General features: G+C 65.8%; 16 protein-coding genes. 15 read left to right on the top strand and 1 reads right to left on the bottom strand.

What is annotated here, in order from left to right:
- Positions 1 to 71 precede the first annotated feature (71 nt).
- From C7H85_RS16340 to C7H85_RS16290, 11 genes are all read left to right on the top strand, one after another.
- Positions 72 to 1,439, top strand: a complete 1,368-nt coding sequence (locus tag C7H85_RS16340; protein ID WP_106730766.1) for a hypothetical protein — start codon at positions 72 to 74, stop codon at positions 1,437 to 1,439.
- A gap of 109 nt (positions 1,440 to 1,548) precedes the next feature.
- Positions 1,549 to 1,848 carry a BufA1 family periplasmic bufferin-type metallophore gene (locus C7H85_RS16335; RefSeq protein ID WP_106730765.1) on the top strand — a complete coding sequence of 100 codons (300 nt, stop codon included), beginning with the start codon at positions 1,549 to 1,551 and terminating at the stop codon, positions 1,846 to 1,848.
- 16 nt (positions 1,849 to 1,864) lie between these two features.
- Entirely contained in the window at positions 1,865 to 2,740 is an 876-nt protein-coding gene (gene bufB / locus C7H85_RS16330; protein WP_106730799.1) for an MNIO family bufferin maturase, read from the top strand.
- A gap of 2 nt (positions 2,741 to 2,742) precedes the next feature.
- Positions 2,743 to 3,504 carry an HvfC/BufC N-terminal domain-containing protein gene (locus tag C7H85_RS16325; protein ID WP_106730764.1) on the top strand — a complete coding sequence of 254 codons (762 nt, stop codon included), beginning with the start codon at positions 2,743 to 2,745 and terminating at the stop codon, positions 3,502 to 3,504.
- Positions 3,501 to 3,977: a DoxX family protein gene (locus C7H85_RS16320; protein ID WP_106730763.1), complete on the top strand. Its 477-nt coding sequence runs from the start codon at positions 3,501 to 3,503 to the stop codon at positions 3,975 to 3,977. Before C7H85_RS16325 ends, C7H85_RS16320 begins: the two co-directional genes overlap by 4 nt.
- Before the next feature lie 274 nt (positions 3,978 to 4,251).
- A complete protein-coding gene (locus tag C7H85_RS16315; protein ID WP_106730762.1) occupies positions 4,252 to 5,460 on the top strand; it encodes an ammonium transporter in 1,209 nt (402 codons plus the stop codon).
- Positions 5,461 to 5,524: 64 nt separating this feature from the next.
- Positions 5,525 to 7,249 (top strand): transporter substrate-binding domain-containing protein, encoded by a 1,725-nt coding sequence (locus C7H85_RS16310; RefSeq protein ID WP_106730761.1) that lies wholly within the window; start codon positions 5,525 to 5,527, stop codon positions 7,247 to 7,249.
- Entirely contained in the window at positions 7,236 to 8,648 is a 1,413-nt protein-coding gene (locus C7H85_RS16305; protein ID WP_210433679.1) for a sigma-54-dependent transcriptional regulator, read from the top strand. The genes C7H85_RS16310 and C7H85_RS16305 overlap by 14 nt, the downstream gene beginning before the upstream one ends.
- Before the next feature lie 329 nt (positions 8,649 to 8,977).
- The gene (locus tag C7H85_RS16300; RefSeq protein WP_106730760.1) at positions 8,978 to 10,315 is read left to right on the top strand and encodes a dicarboxylate/amino acid:cation symporter; all 1,338 of its coding nucleotides are present in this window, start codon (positions 8,978 to 8,980) and stop codon (positions 10,313 to 10,315) included.
- Positions 10,316 to 10,714: 399 nt separating this feature from the next.
- Positions 10,715 to 10,987 carry a DUF883 family protein gene (locus tag C7H85_RS16295; RefSeq protein WP_106730759.1) on the top strand — a complete coding sequence of 91 codons (273 nt, stop codon included), beginning with the start codon at positions 10,715 to 10,717 and terminating at the stop codon, positions 10,985 to 10,987.
- A 40-nt stretch (positions 10,988 to 11,027) separates the two neighbouring features.
- Entirely contained in the window at positions 11,028 to 11,462 is a 435-nt protein-coding gene (locus C7H85_RS16290) for a hypothetical protein (protein ID WP_106730758.1), read from the top strand.
- A 51-nt stretch (positions 11,463 to 11,513) separates the two neighbouring features.
- Here C7H85_RS16290 and C7H85_RS16285 read toward each other — a convergent pair whose 3' ends face one another.
- On the bottom strand, positions 11,514 to 12,419 hold the full coding sequence (locus C7H85_RS16285; protein WP_106730757.1) for a LysR family transcriptional regulator: 906 nt from the start codon (positions 12,417 to 12,419) through the stop codon (positions 11,514 to 11,516).
- Between the two features lie 224 nt (positions 12,420 to 12,643).
- On the opposite strand from C7H85_RS16285, the gene ycaC reads away from it, so the two are divergent.
- From ycaC to C7H85_RS16265, 4 genes are all read left to right on the top strand, one after another.
- Positions 12,644 to 13,270, top strand: coding sequence for an isochorismate family cysteine hydrolase YcaC (gene ycaC, locus C7H85_RS16280; RefSeq protein ID WP_106730756.1), 627 nt, complete (start codon positions 12,644 to 12,646; stop codon positions 13,268 to 13,270).
- A 79-nt stretch (positions 13,271 to 13,349) separates the two neighbouring features.
- Complete coding sequence (locus C7H85_RS16275) at positions 13,350 to 14,282, top strand: pirin family protein (RefSeq protein WP_106730755.1); 933 nt, start codon at positions 13,350 to 13,352, stop codon at positions 14,280 to 14,282.
- A gap of 17 nt (positions 14,283 to 14,299) precedes the next feature.
- Complete coding sequence (locus C7H85_RS16270; RefSeq protein WP_106730754.1) at positions 14,300 to 14,869, top strand: putative antibiotic biosynthesis monooxygenase; 570 nt, start codon at positions 14,300 to 14,302, stop codon at positions 14,867 to 14,869.
- Between the two features lie 282 nt (positions 14,870 to 15,151).
- The gene (locus C7H85_RS16265) at positions 15,152 to 17,383 is read left to right on the top strand and encodes an NADP-dependent isocitrate dehydrogenase (RefSeq protein WP_106730753.1); all 2,232 of its coding nucleotides are present in this window, start codon (positions 15,152 to 15,154) and stop codon (positions 17,381 to 17,383) included.
- Positions 17,384 to 17,531 lie beyond the last annotated feature (148 nt).

Raw genomic sequence — 17,531 nt, 5'->3', positions numbered from 1 at the left:
CCGGGGGCGCCGACCGTAAAAATCGGTTAAGATATTGTCATTAATCACTTTTTGTTGGCGACCCCCGGCCCGTGATCACCGTTGAACGCAAAGACGGCTTTTCCCTCAAGATCTCCCGCATCCTGCGGGAGGCGGTAGAGCACAAGCTGGATATTTACCTCTTTATACCCGGCGAACTGGGACTCAACACCCAGGTGGTGCCGGAAGAGGAGTTCTACCACAACGCCATCCACGTCAAGCGCACCTATTTCAGCGATCGCCAGCACCTGCCGCTGGTGTACAGCCGGCTGGCCCGCCGGGGCAGGCTCACCGCCGAACAATACCGGCTCAGCCTCAGCCTCTACGCCTACCAGTACGTGGTGGGGCTGGAGCAGTCCAGCCACGAACTACGCAACGACAAGGACGGCGTCACCCGGGAAGAGGTGGAGGAATTCATCGCCCTGGCCCAGGAGATCCTCAAGCGACTGCGGCGCAACGTGCCGGCCGACGACACCCTGCTCAAGTACTACGCCAATATCGACAACTACCTGTCCTGGTTCACCGAGCAGCGGCTGCTGTCGCTGGTGGCGCACCTGCCCCGCAACGGCGACTACCGGCTGATCAAGACCCTGTTGCTGGAGGTGTGCGAGGTCGAGCGCAGGCACCGGGAGGCCCAGCAATACAACTCCAGCCACACCAACGATTCCCTGTCGCGCATCTCCAACAAGATGCGGCTGCTGCGACGGCTTATCGAATACCCGGTAACGCTCAAGGAAAGGACCCGCGAGCTGGGCGGCGGCGAGCAGAAGCTGCTCAAGGCCGCGGTCACCGCCGTGGTGATGACCTCGGTGTCGCTGGCCGCCTACGAGGTACGCGAGACCCTGGGCGGCATCTCGCTGATGGTGATCTTCGCCCTGGCCCTGCTCTACGCCCTGCGGGAGATCTTCAAGGACGATCTGCGTAACACCCTGTGGCGCTGGTTGCGCAAGGGGCGCCCCAAATGGCGCCGTCAGTATTTCGACGTACACAGCAATCAGCTGGTGGGCCGCCAGCTGGAATGGTTCGACTACAAGCGCAACAGTCGCCTGGATGCGGACATCCGCGCCGCCCGCCGCGCCAGCATCAGCCAGCGGGAGGAGGTGATCATGCACTACGGCAGCCACTCGCGCATGCTGCCCACCCGCTTCCTCAGCGGTTACGAACAGACCCGGGAAAGCCTGCAGCTGGATCTGAGCCTGCTGTCCAAGCTGATGGAAAAGGGCTCGCACCACGTCTACCAGCTGAAAGAAAACCAGGTCGCCCGCCAGCCGGTGGAAAAACGCTACCTGATCAACCTGATCACCCGCGAGGTACAGGGCCAGAACCCGCCGCTGATCCAGCGCTGGAAGGTGGTGATGAGCCGCTCGAAAATCGTGGAAATCGAAGAGATCCCCCAGCGCGGCAACGCGCCCGCCAAATAATTGCCGACATTTTTGTAAGAACCCCGTCCCCGCTTGCGTCTACTCTTCGGATGACGGCAATCACGCCGCGTCTTTTTGCCATACACCGACTGTCAGAAGGAAGCGCAACATGAACAAAGCAACCACCGCCACCACCCTCGCCTTTGCCCTGGGTACCGCCCTCTCCGCCGTCAGCGTGCCGGCGCTGGCCCAGGACAGCGCCGAAACCGAAAAATGCTACGGCGTCGCCCTCAAGGGCCAGAACGACTGCGCCGCCGGCCCCGGCACCACCTGCGCCGGCACCGCCATGATGGACCATCAGGGCAATGCCTGGAAACTGGTGCCCGCCGGTACCTGCCTGGAAACCGCTTCGCCCACCTCCCCCACCGGTTACGGCCAGCTCGAGGCCTTCGAAGAAACCAAGGCCTGAGCCAATGGGAGGCACCATGACACCGACAACGCCTCGGGGCCGGGACGCCGGTGCCTCCCGCCTGCCGGCCGGCGTCGGGCTGGGGCTCAAGCTCCAGCACGCCGACACCATACTGGCCGAGCAACCGCCCCTGGCCTTTTTCGAGATCCACGCCGAAAACTACATGGTGGCCGGCGGCCCGCGCCACCATTACCTGGAACGGATCCGCGCCCGCTATCCGCTCTCCATCCACGGCGTGGGCATGTCGATCGGCGGGGAAGAGGCCCTCGACCGCGAGCACCTGGCCCGGCTGGCGCGGCTGGTGGCACGCTACCAGCCCGAGGCGGTGTCGGAGCACCTGGCCTGGACCGGCCACGGCGGCCACTTCGCCAACGACCTGCTGCCCCTGGCCTACACCCCGGCCTCGCTGCAACGGGTGTGCGACCATATCGGGCAGATCCAGGACTGCCTGCAAGGTCCCATCTTGCTGGAAAACCCCGCCACCTACCTGACCCTTGCCTCCTCCAGCCTGGAGGAGGCCGATTTCATTAACCAGGTGGTGCGCCGCAGCGGCTGCGGCCTGCTGCTGGACCTGAACAACGTCTACGTCTCGGCGGTCAACCACGGCCACGACGCCCTCGCCTATCTCGAGGCCCTGCCGCTGGACCGGATCGGCGAGCTGCACCTGGCCGGCTTCGACGAACAACGGGACGACGCCGGCGCCCGGCTGCTGATCGACAGCCACGGCGCCCCCATCGCCGAACCGGTGTGGGCGCTGTATCGCCGGCTGCTCGCGCGCACGGGTCCGCGGCCCACCCTGATCGAGCGGGACAACCAGATCCCCGCCTTCGCGGAGCTGCTGGCGGAAGCCCGCCGGGCCGAGGCCCTGCTGACCGCCCCCATGGAGTCCTGAAGATGCACCATAGCTTCGTCAAGGCGCTGTTCGATCCCGGGCTGCCCGTGCCCGCCGAGGTGGCCGACCGGCCCGGCCGGCAGGCGCGCTTCGCGGTCTATCGCAACAACGTGCGGGCCTCGCTCACCGAGGCCCTGGCCGCCACCTTCCCGGTGTGCCGGCAACTGGTCGGCGAGGACTTCTTCCGCGCCCTGGCCGGGGTCTATATCGGCGAGCAGCCGCCGGCCTCGCCGCTGCTCACCGACTACGGCCGCACCCTGCCGGCCTTTATCGAGCGGTTTCCCCCCGCCGCCCCGGTGCCCTACCTGGCCGACATGGCCCGGCTGGAGCTGGCCTGGCTGGACGCCCAGCACGCCGCCGACCCGATCCCGCTCGACAAGGCGGCGCTGGCCGCCCTGCTGACCGACGAACAACGGCTGGCCGGCCAGTGCCTGCGGTTGCAACCCCCGGTCCGGCTGCTGCGCTCCGGCTACGGGATCGTCTCCCTGTGGCGGGCGCACCAGGGCCAGTTGCCCATCGCTTCGGTCGACCCCCGCCGGCCGGAAAATGCCCTGCTGCTACGTCCGGGGCTCTCGGTGCGGGTGATATCGCCGAGTGATGCGGACACCGACTTTATCGACGCCCTGCTGCGGCGATTGCCACTCGGCGATGCCCTGGAGCAGACCCTGCACCGGCACCCGGACTTCGAACCGGGCCCCATCCTGTCGCTCCTGCTGGAGCACCAGGCCATCGCCGCCTTTTATCCCGCCGGAGCCTCGTCATGAACCCCGTACAGCACTGCAATCTGTGGCTAGGCCGCATCCCCCATTCCCTGGTCGCCCTGCTCGGCCGCTTCGCCATCGCCGCCGTGTTCTGGAAGTCGGGCCAGACCAAGATCGAAGGCCTGGCCATCGACCTCGTCGCCGGTGAGTTCCAGCTGGGCTGGCCCCGGCTGAGGCCTCTCGCGGTGATCCTGTTCCGCGACGAATACCGGTTGCCGCTGTTGTCGCCGGAGCTGGCCGCCACCCTGGCCGCCCTGGCCGAACACCTGTTCCCGACGCTGCTGCTGCTCGGCCTCGCCACCCGGCTCTCGGCCCTGGCGCTGCTGGTAATGACCGCGGTGATCCAGTTGCTGGTCTACCCGGGGGCCTACCCGGTGCACGGCGTCTGGGCCACGGTGCTGCTGCTGCTGATGGCGCGGGGGGCCGGCGTCGTCTCCCTCGACCACTGGCTGGCCCGCCGCCGGTCCGGCGGCTAAGGGACCCCGCCGGGCCCGACACTGTTTGGCATGGTTCATGCTGTGTCCTGTGCGTAACGGGGCCCAACAACGGGGCCCCGCACCAAGATGGTGCCAACAGTAAAATTTTTGCTTTCGTATCAGCATGTTGCTCAAGGGAGCCCATAATAGGGACGACCGGCGACGGCGACACGCCGGGCAAGAATGCACCACTTTGGACCGTTCGCATCGACATCGCACCACCACGGTGCACGGGTTGCCGTCGCGGCAACCGGGTTGCAGGAGACAGGAACCAATGGACCATATCAGCAGCGCCATCGACAGCCTGGCGCAGAGCGCCAACACCCTCTTCATCCTGATGGGGGCCGTGATGGTGTTCGCCATGCACGCCGGCTTCGCCTTCCTCGAGGTGGGCACGGTGCGCCACAAAAACCAGGTCAACGCCCTGGCCAAGATCATGACCGACTTCGGCTTTTCCGCCGTGGCCTACTTCTTCGTCGGCTACTGGGTCGCCTACGGCGTCACCTTCTTCCAGGACGCCGAAACCCTGTCCGCCGGCCAGGGCTACGAGCTGGTGAAGTTCTTCTTCCTGATGACCTTCGCCGCCGCCATCCCGGCCATCGTCTCCGGCGGCATCGCCGAGCGCGCCCGGTTCTGGCCCCTGCTCACCGCCTCGGCGCTGACCGTGGCCTTCGTCTATCCCTTCTTCGAGGGCCTGATCTGGAACGGCAACTTCGGCTTCCAGGCCTGGCTGGAAGCGAGCTTCGGCGCCGCCTTTCACGACTTCGCCGGCTCGGTGGTGGTGCACGGGGTGGGCGGCTGGATAGGCCTGGTGGCGGTGCTGCTGCTCGGCGTGCGGCAGGGCCGCTACAAGGGCGGCAGGCTGGTGGCCTTTCCGCCCTCCAACATCCCCTTCCTGGCCCTGGGCGCCTGGATATTGTCCATCGGCTGGTTCGGCTTCAACGTGATGTCGGCCCAGACCCTGGACGGCATTTCCGGCCTGGTGGCGATCAACTCGCTGATGGCGATGGTCGGCGGCATCATCGCCGCGCTGATCCTGGGCAGGAACGACCCGGGCTTTATCCATAACGGCCCCCTGGCCGGGCTGGTGGCGGTGTGCGCCGGCTCCGACATCATGCACCCCATCGGTGCCCTGGCGGTGGGCGCCGTGGCCGGCGCCCTGTTCGTGTGGCTGTTCACCCTGCAGCAGAACAAATGGAAGATCGACGACGTGCTCGGGGTCTGGCCGCTGCACGGCCTGTGCGGCGCCTGGGGCGGCATCGCCGCCGGCATCTTCGGCCAGTCCGCCCTCGGCGGCCTGGGCGGGGTCAGCCTGGTGTCCCAGCTGATCGGCACCCTGGCCGGCATCGCCGTGGCGGTGATCGGGGCCCTGCTGGTGTACGGCGGCATCAAGGCCGTGACCGGCCTGCGGCTCAGCGAGGAACAGGAATTCAACGGCGCCGACCTCAGCATCCACAAGATTGCCGCCACCAGCGACGACTGAGCCCCCGGCCATGTCCCTCCCGAGTGATGGTATACTGTCGCCTTTGTAGCAGCGGGCGGACGGCATGAACGAAACGGGACTTGAACAGGGCCAGAAAACCAGGGGCAGCCGGCTCCGGCCGGCCAGCCCCTGGGCCGCCCTGCTCTGGCTGGTCCTGGCCTGGCCGGCCGCCGCCCAGGACGACATCATCCGGGTAGGCGGCGATCTCAACTATCCGCCCTACGAGTTCATCAACGAGCGGGGGGAGCCCGACGGCTACAACACCGAGCTGACCCTGGCCATCGCCGAGGTGATGGGCATGCAGGTGGAGCTCGAGCTCGGCCACTGGCAGCAGGTGCGCCGGCGCCTGCTCGACGGCGAGCTGGACGTGCTGCAGGGCGCCGTCTTCTCCCCGGAGCGGACCCGGCAGTTCGCCTTCTCCCCGCCCCATGCGCTGATCAACCACTCCCTGTTCGCCCGCCGGGGCGAGGCGGCCGAGGTCACCCTGGCCGAGCTGGCCGGGCGGGAGGTGATAGTGCAGCGCGACAGCATCATGCACGAGCAACTCAGCCAGCTCGCGCCCGATGCCCTGGCCGTGCCGGTCGATACCCATTCCGACGCCCTGCGCCTGCTGGCCTCCGGCCGACACGACTTCGCCCTGGTGGCCAACCTGCCCGGCCTCTATCTCGGCCGGGAGCTGGAGCTGTCCAACCTGGAGCCGGTGGGCCACCCCTTCCCGCCCCACCGCTACGGCTACATGGTGACCAAGGGCAACGAGGCGCTGCTGGCCCGTTTCAGCGAGGGGCTGGCCATCCTCAAGAACACCGGCCGCCAGCAGGCCCTGTACGACAAGTGGCTGGGCCCGCTGGAAAGCCCCGGCCTGCCCTGGAAGAAGATCGGCCTGGCCGCCGCCCTGGTTTCCCTGCTGCTGCTGCTGGGCCTGGCCGCCATCATGATCTGGAACCGGACCCTGCGCCGGGAAGTGGACCGCCGCAGCCGGGCGCTGGAGCGCCAGCAGCAGCAGTTGCTGCAGGCCGACAAGATGGCCTCCCTCGGCATACTGGTGTCGGGGGTGGCTCACGAGATCAACAATCCCAGCGGCCTGCTGCTGCTCAACCTGCCGGTGCTGAAGGAGACCTACCTGGACGCGGAGGAGATCCTGGAAGCGCACTACCACCGCCACGGTGATTTCTACTTGGGCGGCCTGCCCTACAGCCGCATGCGCGACGAGATCCCGGCCATGCTGGAGGACATGCTCACCAGTGCCGATCGCATCCGCCGCATCGTCGACGATCTGCGCGACTTCGCCCGCCAGGGACCGGGCGAGCTCAACGAAACCGTGGATCTCAACGCCGTGGTGGCCACCGCCATCCGCTTGGTCGACACCAGCATCCGCCAGGCCAGCCACCACTTCGAGGTGAGCTACGGCGAGGGGCTGCCGCCCTTTCGCGGCAACGGCCAGCGCATCGAGCAGGTGGTGATCAACCTGATCGTCAATGCCTGCCAGGCGCTCACCAATCCCGAGCAGGGCATAACGGTGAGCACCCGCTACCTGGCCGGCGCCCATGAACTCGGCCTGGAAGTCCGCGACCAGGGCCGGGGCATCGCCCCGGAGCACCTGTCCCGGCTGCGGGATCCCTTTTTCACCACCAAACGCGAGCAGGGCGGCATCGGCCTGGGCCTGGCGGTGTCCACCGGCATAGTGCAGGAGCACGGCGGCCGGCTGGAATACGACTCCACCCCCGGCCAGGGCACCACCGCCACCCTTACCCTGCCCGCGCTCAAAGGAAACCAGAGTGATCACCAATAACCGCTATCCCAGCTTCGGGGTGCTGCTGGTGGACGACGAAGCCCCCTTCCTGCGCAGCCTGAGCATCGCCCTGGAGCGCCAGGGCATCAACCACCTCTACCGCTGCACCGACAGCCGCGAGGTGATGGCCACCATCGCCCGGGAGCCCATCGGCCTGGTGCTGCTCGACCTGACCATGCCGCACCTGTCCGGCGAGGAGCTGCTGGCGCGCATCAAGGAAGAGCATCCCGACATCGGCGCCATCATCATCAGCGGCCTGAACCAGCTGGAAACGGCGGTGAGCTGCATCCGCCTCGGCGCCTACGACTACTTCGTGAAAACCATGGAGGAAGACCGGCTGATCGGCGGTATCCAGCGCGCCATCCAGGCCCAGGAAATGCGTCTGGAGAACCAGGAGATGCGCCGCCGCTTCCTCACCGACACCCTGGAAAAGCCCGAGGCCTTCGCCGACATCGTCACCCAGGACAAGAGCATGAGATCCGTGTTCCAGTACCTGGAGGCCATCGCCGCCAGCCGCCAGCCGGTGCTGATCTGCGGCGAGAGCGGGGTCGGCAAGGAGCTGATCGCCCGGGCCATCCACCGCCTCGGCAGTGCCGAAGGGCCCATGGTCAGCGTCAACGTCGCCGGGCTGGATGACAACGTCTTCGCCGACACCCTGTTCGGCCACCATCGCGGCGCCTTTACCGGCGCCGACCGGGCCCGGGCCGGCATGATCGAACAGGCCGCCGGCGGCACCCTGTTCCTGGACGAAATCGGCGATCTCAGCCAGGCCTCCCAGGTCAAGCTGCTGCGCCTGCTGCAGGAAGGCGAGTATTACCCCCTCGGCAGCGACAGGCCCAAGCGGCTGCGGGCCCGCATCCTGGTGGCCACCCATCAGGATCTGGCCAAAAAGCAGCAGGACGGCGGCTTTCGCAAGGATCTCTACTACCGGCTGCGCATCCACCAGGTGGAGATACCGCCCCTGCGCCGGCGCAAGGCCGACCTGCCCCTGCTGCTGGCCCACTTCCTGGCCGAAGCCGCCGAGGAGCTGGGCAAGGCGGTGCCGACCCTGCCCAGGGAGCTGCAGGTGCTGCTGGCCAACTACGCCTTTCCCGGCAACGTGCGCGAGCTGCGCGCCCTGGTGTTCGACGCCATGAGCCGGCACCGCAGCCATATGCTGTCGATGGAGGTGTTCCGCCAGGCGCTGGGCCAGGACAGCCCCACCCCGGCGGCGGATACGGCCGAGCAGCCGCTGTTCACCGAGGTACAGCCCCTGCCCACCCTGCAGCAGGCGGGCGAGCTGCTGGTGGCCGAGGCCATGCGCCGGGCCCAGGGCAACCAGTCTTTGGCCGCCCGCCTGCTCGGCATCTCCCAGCCGGCCCTGAGCAAGCGGCTGAAGAAAAGCGGCGGGGAGGACTGACTCTCCCAAACCCCTATAACCAGGGTTAAGGCTATAACCAGGGAATGACTATTATCTTATTGATAAAAAACGGATTTCATAAAAACCCCTGGTAATGCATAACCCTGGTTATACCCCCTGGCTCCCCATGCCACCTCCCGCCTCTATAAATTTAATCCTTTGGTAACAGATAGTTAGACAGAAAAACAAAACTTGGCATCCTACTTGCCTATACCCGGGATGCGGTACCGACCGTCCGCCTCCGGGCCTTCCGGCCATGGCGGCCCCAGTTCAGGCATCGACGAAGATGCCGTTTTGCTCTTCCACATCGGATATGGAGAATCCACCTGATGACAACCGACAAGAAAAAACTGTCCCTCACCAGCCGCGTGCTGCTGGGCATGGGCCTGGGCATCCTGGCCGGCTTTATCTTCCGCACCCTGCTGGCGGACGTGGCCCTGGTGCACGACTACCTGGTCAACGGCCTGCTGCACGTGGGCGGCAAGATCTTTATCGCCAGCCTGAGCATGCTGGTGGTGCCGCTGATCTTCGTGTCCCTGGTGTGCGGCACCAGCTCGCTGAAGGATCTGTCCACCCTGGGCCGCCTGGGCGGCAAGACCCTGAGCTTCTACCTGGCCACCACCGCCATCGCCATCACCCTGGCGCTGCTGCTGGGCAGCCTGTTCCAGCCGGGCCAGGGCGTGGACCTGACCACCGCCAGCACCTTTACCGCCAAGGAAGCCCCGTCCCTGGGCGAGGTGTTCATCGGCATGTTCCCCACCAACCCCATCAACTCCATGGCCCAGGGCAACACCCTGCAGATCATCGTGTTCGCGGTGCTGTTCGGCATCGCCATCAGCCTGGCGGGCAAGCCGGGCGAGCGTATCGCCGCCCTGTTCAACGACTTCAACGAAGTGATCATGAAGCTGGTGACCCTGCTGATGAACATCGCCCCCTACGGCGTGTTCTGCCTGATGGCCCAGCTGTTCACCACCCTGGGGCTGGACGCCATCCTCAACCTGGCGGAGTACTTCCTGGTGGTGGCCGGCACCCTGGTGCTGCACGGCGTGGTCGTCTACGGCCTGCTGCTCAAGACCTTTACCGGCCTGAGCCCGGTGACCTTCCTGAAGAAGATGGAAGACGCCATCATGTTCGCCTTTTCCACCGCCTCTTCCAACGCCACCATACCGGTGACCATGGAAACCGCCACCCGCCGCATGGGTGTGGACAACAAGGTCGCCTCCTTCACCGTGCCGCTGGGCGCCACCATCAACATGGACGGCACCGCCATCATGCAGGGGGTGGCCACCGCCTTTATCGCCCAGGCCTTCAACATCGACCTGACCTTCGGCGACTACCTGATGGTGATCCTGACCGCCACCCTGGCCTCCGTCGGCACCGCCGGCGTGCCCGGCGTGGGCCTGGTGATGCTGGCCATGGTGCTGAACCAGGTCGGCCTGCCGGTGGAAGGCATCGCCCTGATCATCGGGGTGGATCGCCTGCTCGACATGATCCGTACCGCGGTCAACATCACCGGCGACTCGGTGGTGACCTGCATCGTGGGCAAGAGCGAGGGCGCCATGGACCTAGCCCGTTTCAACGACCCCCACTCCGGCGAGAAGGAAGAGGAAATCCGCTTCCCCCGTCGCGACCGCGACACCGCCGAGGCTTCGGCCGGCAAGGCCTGATCGACCTCCCCCGCAAAAAACCGGCGCCCCAGGGCGCCGGTTTTTTAAAAAGGCAGGAAAACACCACCGTTTGCAGATGTGCACCTTGCCGGTGGAGCGCGGGCGGCCCGCCTGCCTTCTCGCGTAGCGCGAACCCTCGGATTGGCATATCACACCACCGATTTAAAAAGGCGCGGGGCAGAATAGACATCGCGGGTTGAGCCGTTCCTTCGCCCACCTCTGTGCCACCATCAGGCCGGCGGCCCGGTTGCAGTCCGGGGGAATAGCGGTCAGACTAACTCGTGGATGAAAATGTTGGCAGTGCCATCCGGAGCAGGATCGGCATTGCCGTCACCGGGCGGGCAAACCGGCCCGGCCCCTGCCAGCTTACCGATCTGACATGTTCTTAAGGAGAGTCTTATGGCCACAACACAGAACAATCAACAAGAGCTGCAAGAGCAACTGGATGCATTGCGCAAGGATTTTGCCGAACTGACCAGCACCCTGAAGGAAATGACCGCCAATTACGCCAGGGAAGGTGAAGAAAACGTCAAGGCGGCGGCGGGGCAGGCCCAGCAACAGCTCAAGCAATCCCTCTGCAAAGCCCAGCAGGAAGTGGAAAGCCGCCCCTATACCAGCATGGCCGTGGCCTTCGGTATCGGCCTGCTGCTGGGGAAACTCCTGGATCGCTGACCACCGAGCAGACCTTGATACCGGATAACAGGAGACGAGCATGGGCTGGCGTTCAAGAGTAAAGATCAATACCGCAGCGCTGATCATCGCGTTTTTATTGGGCATGCTTTCACTCGGGTTCGCCGGCGTTGCCATCTACTTCACCCTGCTCGACCACTACCCGGCGCATATCGCCGCCCTGATCACCGCCAGCATGCATGCCCTGGCGGCCTTGCTGGTGATCCTGGTGACCCGGCTCGTCACCACCAGGAGCAGGGCGGCACCGGTGTCCCCCCCGAAGCAACCGCAGGGCATCGATGATCTGGAAAACCTGCTGGCGGCCCTGGTCAGCCCGGAGCTCGGCAGGCTGATAAAGCAGCACCCGGGCAAGTCCGTGCTGATCACCCTGCTCGCGGGCCTGGCCGTGGGCTGCAATGACGAGACCCGCAGCGCCGCCAAAAAAATGTACCGGCGGTTCTTCGAGGAACAGGAATAACCGTCGCCCGTCCGGCTGTCCGCTCCCGACTTCTCGATGAGCCGCCCCCGGCTAGTCTTCATCCAGCTCGGCAAAGCGGCGGGCCAGGTGATCGAGCAGGGCCCGGACCGAGGGCAGCTGTCCCCGGCGGGACGGAAACACCGCGTGGATGATCTCCCGCCGGGGCTGCCACCGGGGCAGCAGCCGGACCAGGGCACCGCTCGCCAGATGATCGCTCACCATCATCACCGGCAGTTGCACCACCCCCACCCCGGCCAGGGCCGCGGTGCGCAGCACCATCATGTCGGTGGTCACCAGCCTGGGCTGGTGATGGAGCTGCACCTGGGCATCATCCGGCCCGAACAGTTCCCAGGCGTAGAGCTCTCGCGGATCGCTCAGGGCCAGGCTGGGCAAGGTCGTCAGCTCCTCCGGCAGCGCGGGAGTACCACAGCGAGCCAGCAGCCCGGGGCTGGCCAGCAGGCACTGGGCCCGGTCGGAGAAGGTGCGCAGCACCAGATCGCTGTTCTCGATGGGTGGCGGCCGAACCCGAATGGCCACATCGATGGCCTCGCCCACCGGGTCGACCCGCCGGTTGGTCGCCTCCAGATGCACGCTGACCTGGGGGTAACACTGCATGAAATCCGCCAGCATGGTCGCCACATGGGCGTAGAGAATGCCGAGCGGGCAGGTCAGCCGGACCACGCCGCGCGGCTCGGCCTGGGTCAGCGCCACCGACTCCTGCGCCGCCTCCGCCTCCACCAGCATCGCCTTGCAGTGCTGATAAAAGCTTCGTCCCACCTCGGTCACCGAAAAGTGGCGACTGGAACGATGCAACAGCCGGGCACCGAGCCGCTCCTCCAGCATGGCGACGCGCCGGCTCAGCTTCGACTTGGGCACGCCGAGGGCCCGCCCCGCCGGGGCGAAACCGCCGTGCTCCACCACCGCCGCGTAGTAATAGAAGTCGTTAAGATCCTGCATGCTTTGCCCTCCCTTATCGTTCCATATACAGAACGATGCTTCTTAAATCCGGAGTCTACCCAATTTTCGTCCCACGACTAGAATTCATGCTGACGTTTCGGCCCGGTGGAGAGGCACACCATCCGCCACCGGATCACCGACGACGCGACCGCCAGCGGGCGCCGGCGGCACCGCCCCGGCCCCTGACCACCGGGAAAAAGTGAAACCTGACAAGGAGCAAGACCATGAACAAGCCCTATGTTCGTCTGGATAAAAACGATGCTGCCGTGCTGCTGGTCGACCACCAGGCCGGCCTGCTGTCGCTGGTGCGGGATATCGAGCCGGACCGGTTCAAGAACAACGTACTGGCCCTGGCCGATCTGGCCAAGTACTTCCAACTGCCGACCATCCTCACCACCAGCTTCGAGCAGGGTCCCAACGGCCCCCTGGTGCCGGAACTGAAAGAGGCCTTCCCCGACGCCCCCTACATCGCCCGGCCGGGGCAGATCAACGCCTGGGACAACGAGGACTTCGTCGCGGCCATCAGGGCCACCGGCAAGAAGCAGCTGATCATCGCCGGCGTGGTCACCGAGGTGTGTGTGGCCTTCCCCGCCCTGGCCGCGCTGGAGGAAGGCTATGAGGTGTTCGTGGTCACCGACGCCTCCGGCACCTTCAACGAGCTGACCCGCCATTCCGCCTGGGATCGGATGTCCGCCGCCGGCGCCCAGCTGATGACCTGGTTCGGCGTGGCCTGCGAGCTGCATCGGGACTGGCGCAACGACATCGAGGGGCTGGGAACCCTGTTCTCCAACCATATCCCCGATTATCGCAACCTGATCACCAGCTACAACACCCTGAACTCAGGTAAATAAGCGGTCGCCCGTCCGCCGGGGCGCTACCCTTATCGGACGGGCGACAACATCTTTTGCCTCATCCCAATCAGGAGGTTCCATGAGCAATATCCAATGGTCGGCGAGCTTCGGCTCGTCCCGCGAATGCCCGCTGGTGAACGGGCAACGCCAGATCCAGCGGCTGGCCCCACGCATCGCCGACGTGGGCGGCATACCGGTGGCCCGCGCCGTTCCTTCCAAACAGCGGCGGCTGATCGGCGCCTGGTGCTTTCTCGACCACGCCGGCCCCGCCGAGTTCGCCCCCGGCGAGCCCGGCATGCGGGTGGGCCCGCACCCGCATATCGGCCTGCAGACCTTCACCTGGATGCTCGCCGGCGAGGTGCTGCACCGGGACAGCCTGGGCTACGAGCAGGTGATCCGCCCCGGCCAGGTCAACCTGATGACCGCCGGCCACGGCATCGCCCACACCGAGGAATCCCTGCCCGGCCAGCGGCAGCTGCACGCCGCCCAGCTATGGATCGCTCTGCCGGAGGCCGACAAGGACACCCCGCCGCGTTTCGATCATTACCCCCGGCTGCCCGCCTGGTCCGCCAACGGCGTCGACTTCACCCTGCTGGTGGGCGACTACCTCAGCCATAAGGCGCCGACCCTGACCTTCTCCCCGTTGCTGGGCATGGATCTGTACGCCGCCCGGCCGGCGACGGTCCGGCTCACCCTGCGGGAAGACTTCGAATACGGCCTGTTCGTGCTGGAAGGCAGCCTGGAGCTCGACGGCGAGCACTTCGCCGCCAACGAGCTGGCCTACCTCGGCCTGCATCGCACCGGGATCGAGCCGACCCTGGCGGCGGGCGCCCGGGTGCTGCTGGTGGGCGGCGAACCGCTCGATGAAGACATCTTCATCTGGTGGAACTTCGTCGGCCACAGCCAGGCGGAGATCGCCCGGGCCCTGGCGGACTGGAACGCGGGCAGCGAGCGTTTCGGGGAGGTCCACGGCTACGACGGCGCGCCCCTGCAGGCGCCGCCCCTGCCCTGACCCCGGAGGACCGCATCATGACCGAGCAACCCTCCCTCCCGGCAGGCGGCGTGTCGGTGCTGATCCGCCACCGGATACGCCAGGAGGCCATGAGCGACTACGAGCACTGGCTGAGAAAAACCATCGACGTGGCCGCCGGCTTTGCCGGCCATCAGGGCGTCAATATCCTCAAGCCGGCCGGCGGCCACACCCAGTACGATATCGCCGTACGCTTCGCCAGCCGGGCGGAGGCCGAAGCCTGGGTGCACTCCCGGGAGCGCCGGGCCCTGCTCGAAGAGGCAGAAGGCTACCTGGTGTTGCCGGACGAGGTGGACATCGCCACCGGTATCGACAACTGGTTCCAGCCACTCAACCCGCCGGTCAAGCAGCCGACCCGCTGGAAGCAGTGGCTGCTGACCACCCTGGTGATCTGGCTGCTGACCCTGCTGGTGCCGCCGGCCCTGTCGCTGCTGCTGTTCGAGCCGGTGCCGCTGCTGGGGCTGTGGGGCCTGCGCCACGCCATTACCGCCGCCGCCATCGTCGCCCTGGTTATCTATGTGATCATGCCGCGGCTGGTACGCCGGGTGTCCGGCTGGCTGTTCCGCTGAGCGTCGTCCGGGCCCGGTGACCGGGCCCGGACGACGACGGCGGGAGTGGAACGGAGCCCTGTCAACGCATAAAAATTCCCTAAAAATGCTTACACACCCATCTTTAGTCGAAAAATTCCGCTGAATTCGCTCAGACCACTTAAGTCTTGGGGCCCAAGTGTCATACAATGCGTGCCGGAAATTCAATCCAGCGGTTTTGGCCAGCGCCAGTGCCGACCAAAAGTTGGTACCATGCTGGACCGTTGACTCCCCCACCATATCAATCAGGGAAATAGGGAAATAATGACAACTAAAGCATCGACCATTGTATATACCTTGACCGACGAAGCCCCCGCTCTGGCAACCTACTCCTTGTTGCCCATAGTGCGTACCTTCACCAGCGCGGCCGGTATCGACGTTACCCTCAGCGACATCTCCCTGGCCGCCCGTGTGCTGGCCGCCTTTCCCGAGCACCTGACCGAACAACAGCGGGTGGTTGACGGCCTGGCCGAGCTGGGTGAACTGACCAAAGACCCGAAAGCCAACATCATCAAGCTGCCCAATATCAGCGCCTCCGTGCCCCAGCTGCGCGCCTGCGTGGCCGAGCTGCAGGCCCAGGGTTACGACATTCCCGATTTCCCGGAAGAGCCGAAAACCGACGCCGAAAAAGCCATCCGTGAAAGCTATTCCAAGATCCTCGGCAGCGCGGTCAACCCGGTGCTGCGCCAGGGCAACTCCGACCGTCGCGCCCCGGCCGCGGTCAAGGCCTTCGCCCGCAAGTATCCCCACTCCATGGGCGCCTGGAGCAAGGCCTCCCGCTCCCACGCCGACTACATGAACGGCGGTGACTTCTTCTCCAGCGAACAGTCCGTGACCAGCACCAAGGCCCAGACCGTGCGCATCGAGTTCGTCAACAAGGCCGGCCAGGTCGAGCTGAAAAAGGAACTGCCGCTGCAGCAGGGCGAAGTGCTGGACAGCATGTTCATGAGCAGCAAGGCGCTGCGTGATTTCTTTGAAGGCACCCTGCAGGACTGCAAGGAAAGCGGCGTGATGTGGTCGCTGCACGTCAAGGCCACCATGATGAAGGTGTCCCACCCCATCGTGTTCGGCCACGCGGTCAAGGTGTTCTACCGGAACGTGTTCGACAAGTACGGCGAGCTGTTCGACGAGCTGGGCGTCAACCCCAACAACGGCATGAACAGCGTGCTGGAGAAGATCAAGACCCTGCCCCAGTCCACCCAGGACGAGATCGAGCAGGCCATCCACGACTGCTACGAGCACCGCCCGGAAATGGCGATGGTGGACTCGGTCAAGGGCATCACCAACCTGCACGTGCCGAGCGACGTCATCGTCGATGCCTCCATGCCGGCGATGATCCGCAACTCCGGCCAGATGTGGGGCCGCGACGGCAAGCAGAAAGACACCAAGGCGGTGATGCCCGAGAGCACCTACGCCCGCATCTACCAGGAAGTGATCAACTTCTGCAAGACCAACGGCGCCTTCGATCCGCGCACCATGGGCACCGTGCCCAACGTGGGCCTGATGGCGATGAAGGCCGAGGAATACGGCTCCCACGACAAGACCTTCGAACTGACCGAAGACGGCACCATGCGGGTGCTGGACGAAAACGGCCAGGTGCTGATGCAGCACGACGTGGAAAAAGGCGACATCTGGCGCGCCTGCCAGACCAAGGACGCGGCCATCCGCGACTGGGTCAAGCTGGCCGTGACCCGCGCCCGCAACTCCGCCACCCCGGCGGTGTTCTGGCTGGACGCCGAGCGCGCCCACGACAACGAGCTGCGCAAGAAGGTGGAAGCCTACCTGCGGGAGCACGACCTGAGCGGCCTGGACATCCACATCATGTCCTACAACGAAGCCATCCGCTTCTCCATGGAGCGCATGAAGCGTGGCCAGGACACCATCTCCGTCACCGGCAACGTGCTGCGCGACTACCTGACCGACCTGTTCCCGATCATGGAACTGGGCACCTCAGCCAAGATGCTGTCCATCGTGCCCATGCTGGCCGGCGGCGGCATGTACGAGACCGGTGCCGGCGGCTCCGCGCCCAAGCACGTGCAGCAGCTGATGGAAGAAAACCACCTGCGCTGGGACTCCCTGGGTGAATTCCTGGCCCTGGCCGTGTCGCTGGAAGAGCTGGGCATCAAGGAAGGCAACGAACGCGCCAAGATCCTGGCCAAGTGCCTGGACAAGGCCACCGAGCTGCTGCTGGACAACGGCAAGTCGCCGTCCCGCCGCGCCGGCGAGCTGGACAACCGCGGCAGCCACTTCTACCTCGGCCTGTACTGGGCCCGGGAGCTGGCCGCCCAGACCGAGGACGCCGAACTGGCCGCCCACTTCGCCCCCCTGGCCAAGGCCCTCGGCGAGCACGAAGCCAAGATCCTGGAAGAGCTGAACGCGGTCCAGGGCCAGCCCGCCGGGCTGGAAGGCTACTACCACGTCGACCCGGCCGCGGTGGAGAAGGTGATGCGCCCCAGCGCCACCCTCAACCAGGACCTGGCCGCCCTGAACGGCTGAACCCGAGCCCGTCATCCCGGCCCGCAGTGATACCGCGGGCTTGAGACTGCTGACAAACCAGACCGAGCCCGGCACCGCAAGGTGCCGGGCTTTTTGCCGTCTGGCCCGGTCAGCGGCCGAGCCGCAGCAGATCGACCCGCCGGCTTTC

Source organism: Zobellella endophytica (assembly GCF_003012775.1).
In the GTDB taxonomy this organism is placed as follows: Bacteria; Pseudomonadota; Gammaproteobacteria; order Enterobacterales; family Aeromonadaceae; genus Oceanimonas; species Oceanimonas endophytica.
Note: the sequence above shows the minus strand (reverse complement) of the source record. Positions and strands in the feature narration are given on the sequence as shown.

Excerpts from the sequence above, each read along its gene's own strand:
- C7H85_RS16335 (WP_106730765.1), top strand. The coding sequence starts at position 1,549 with ATGAACAAAGCAACCACCGCCACCACCCTCGCCTTTGCCCTGGGTACC.
- bufB (WP_106730799.1), top strand. The coding sequence starts at position 1,865 with ATGACACCGACAACGCCTCGGGGCCGGGACGCCGGTGCCTCCCGCCTG.
- C7H85_RS16325 (WP_106730764.1), top strand. The coding sequence starts at position 2,743 with ATGCACCATAGCTTCGTCAAGGCGCTGTTCGATCCCGGGCTGCCCGTG.
- C7H85_RS16320 (WP_106730763.1), top strand. The coding sequence starts at position 3,501 with ATGAACCCCGTACAGCACTGCAATCTGTGGCTAGGCCGCATCCCCCAT.
- C7H85_RS16315 (WP_106730762.1), top strand. The coding sequence starts at position 4,252 with ATGGACCATATCAGCAGCGCCATCGACAGCCTGGCGCAGAGCGCCAAC.
- C7H85_RS16310 (WP_106730761.1), top strand. The coding sequence starts at position 5,525 with ATGAACGAAACGGGACTTGAACAGGGCCAGAAAACCAGGGGCAGCCGG.
- C7H85_RS16300 (WP_106730760.1), top strand. The coding sequence starts at position 8,978 with ATGACAACCGACAAGAAAAAACTGTCCCTCACCAGCCGCGTGCTGCTG.
- C7H85_RS16295 (WP_106730759.1), top strand. The coding sequence starts at position 10,715 with ATGGCCACAACACAGAACAATCAACAAGAGCTGCAAGAGCAACTGGAT.
- C7H85_RS16290 (WP_106730758.1), top strand. The coding sequence starts at position 11,028 with ATGGGCTGGCGTTCAAGAGTAAAGATCAATACCGCAGCGCTGATCATC.
- C7H85_RS16285 (WP_106730757.1), bottom strand. The coding sequence starts at position 12,419 with ATGCAGGATCTTAACGACTTCTATTACTACGCGGCGGTGGTGGAGCAC.
- ycaC (WP_106730756.1), top strand. The coding sequence starts at position 12,644 with ATGAACAAGCCCTATGTTCGTCTGGATAAAAACGATGCTGCCGTGCTG.
- C7H85_RS16275 (WP_106730755.1), top strand. The coding sequence starts at position 13,350 with ATGAGCAATATCCAATGGTCGGCGAGCTTCGGCTCGTCCCGCGAATGC.
- C7H85_RS16270 (WP_106730754.1), top strand. The coding sequence starts at position 14,300 with ATGACCGAGCAACCCTCCCTCCCGGCAGGCGGCGTGTCGGTGCTGATC.
- C7H85_RS16265 (WP_106730753.1), top strand. The coding sequence starts at position 15,152 with ATGACAACTAAAGCATCGACCATTGTATATACCTTGACCGACGAAGCC.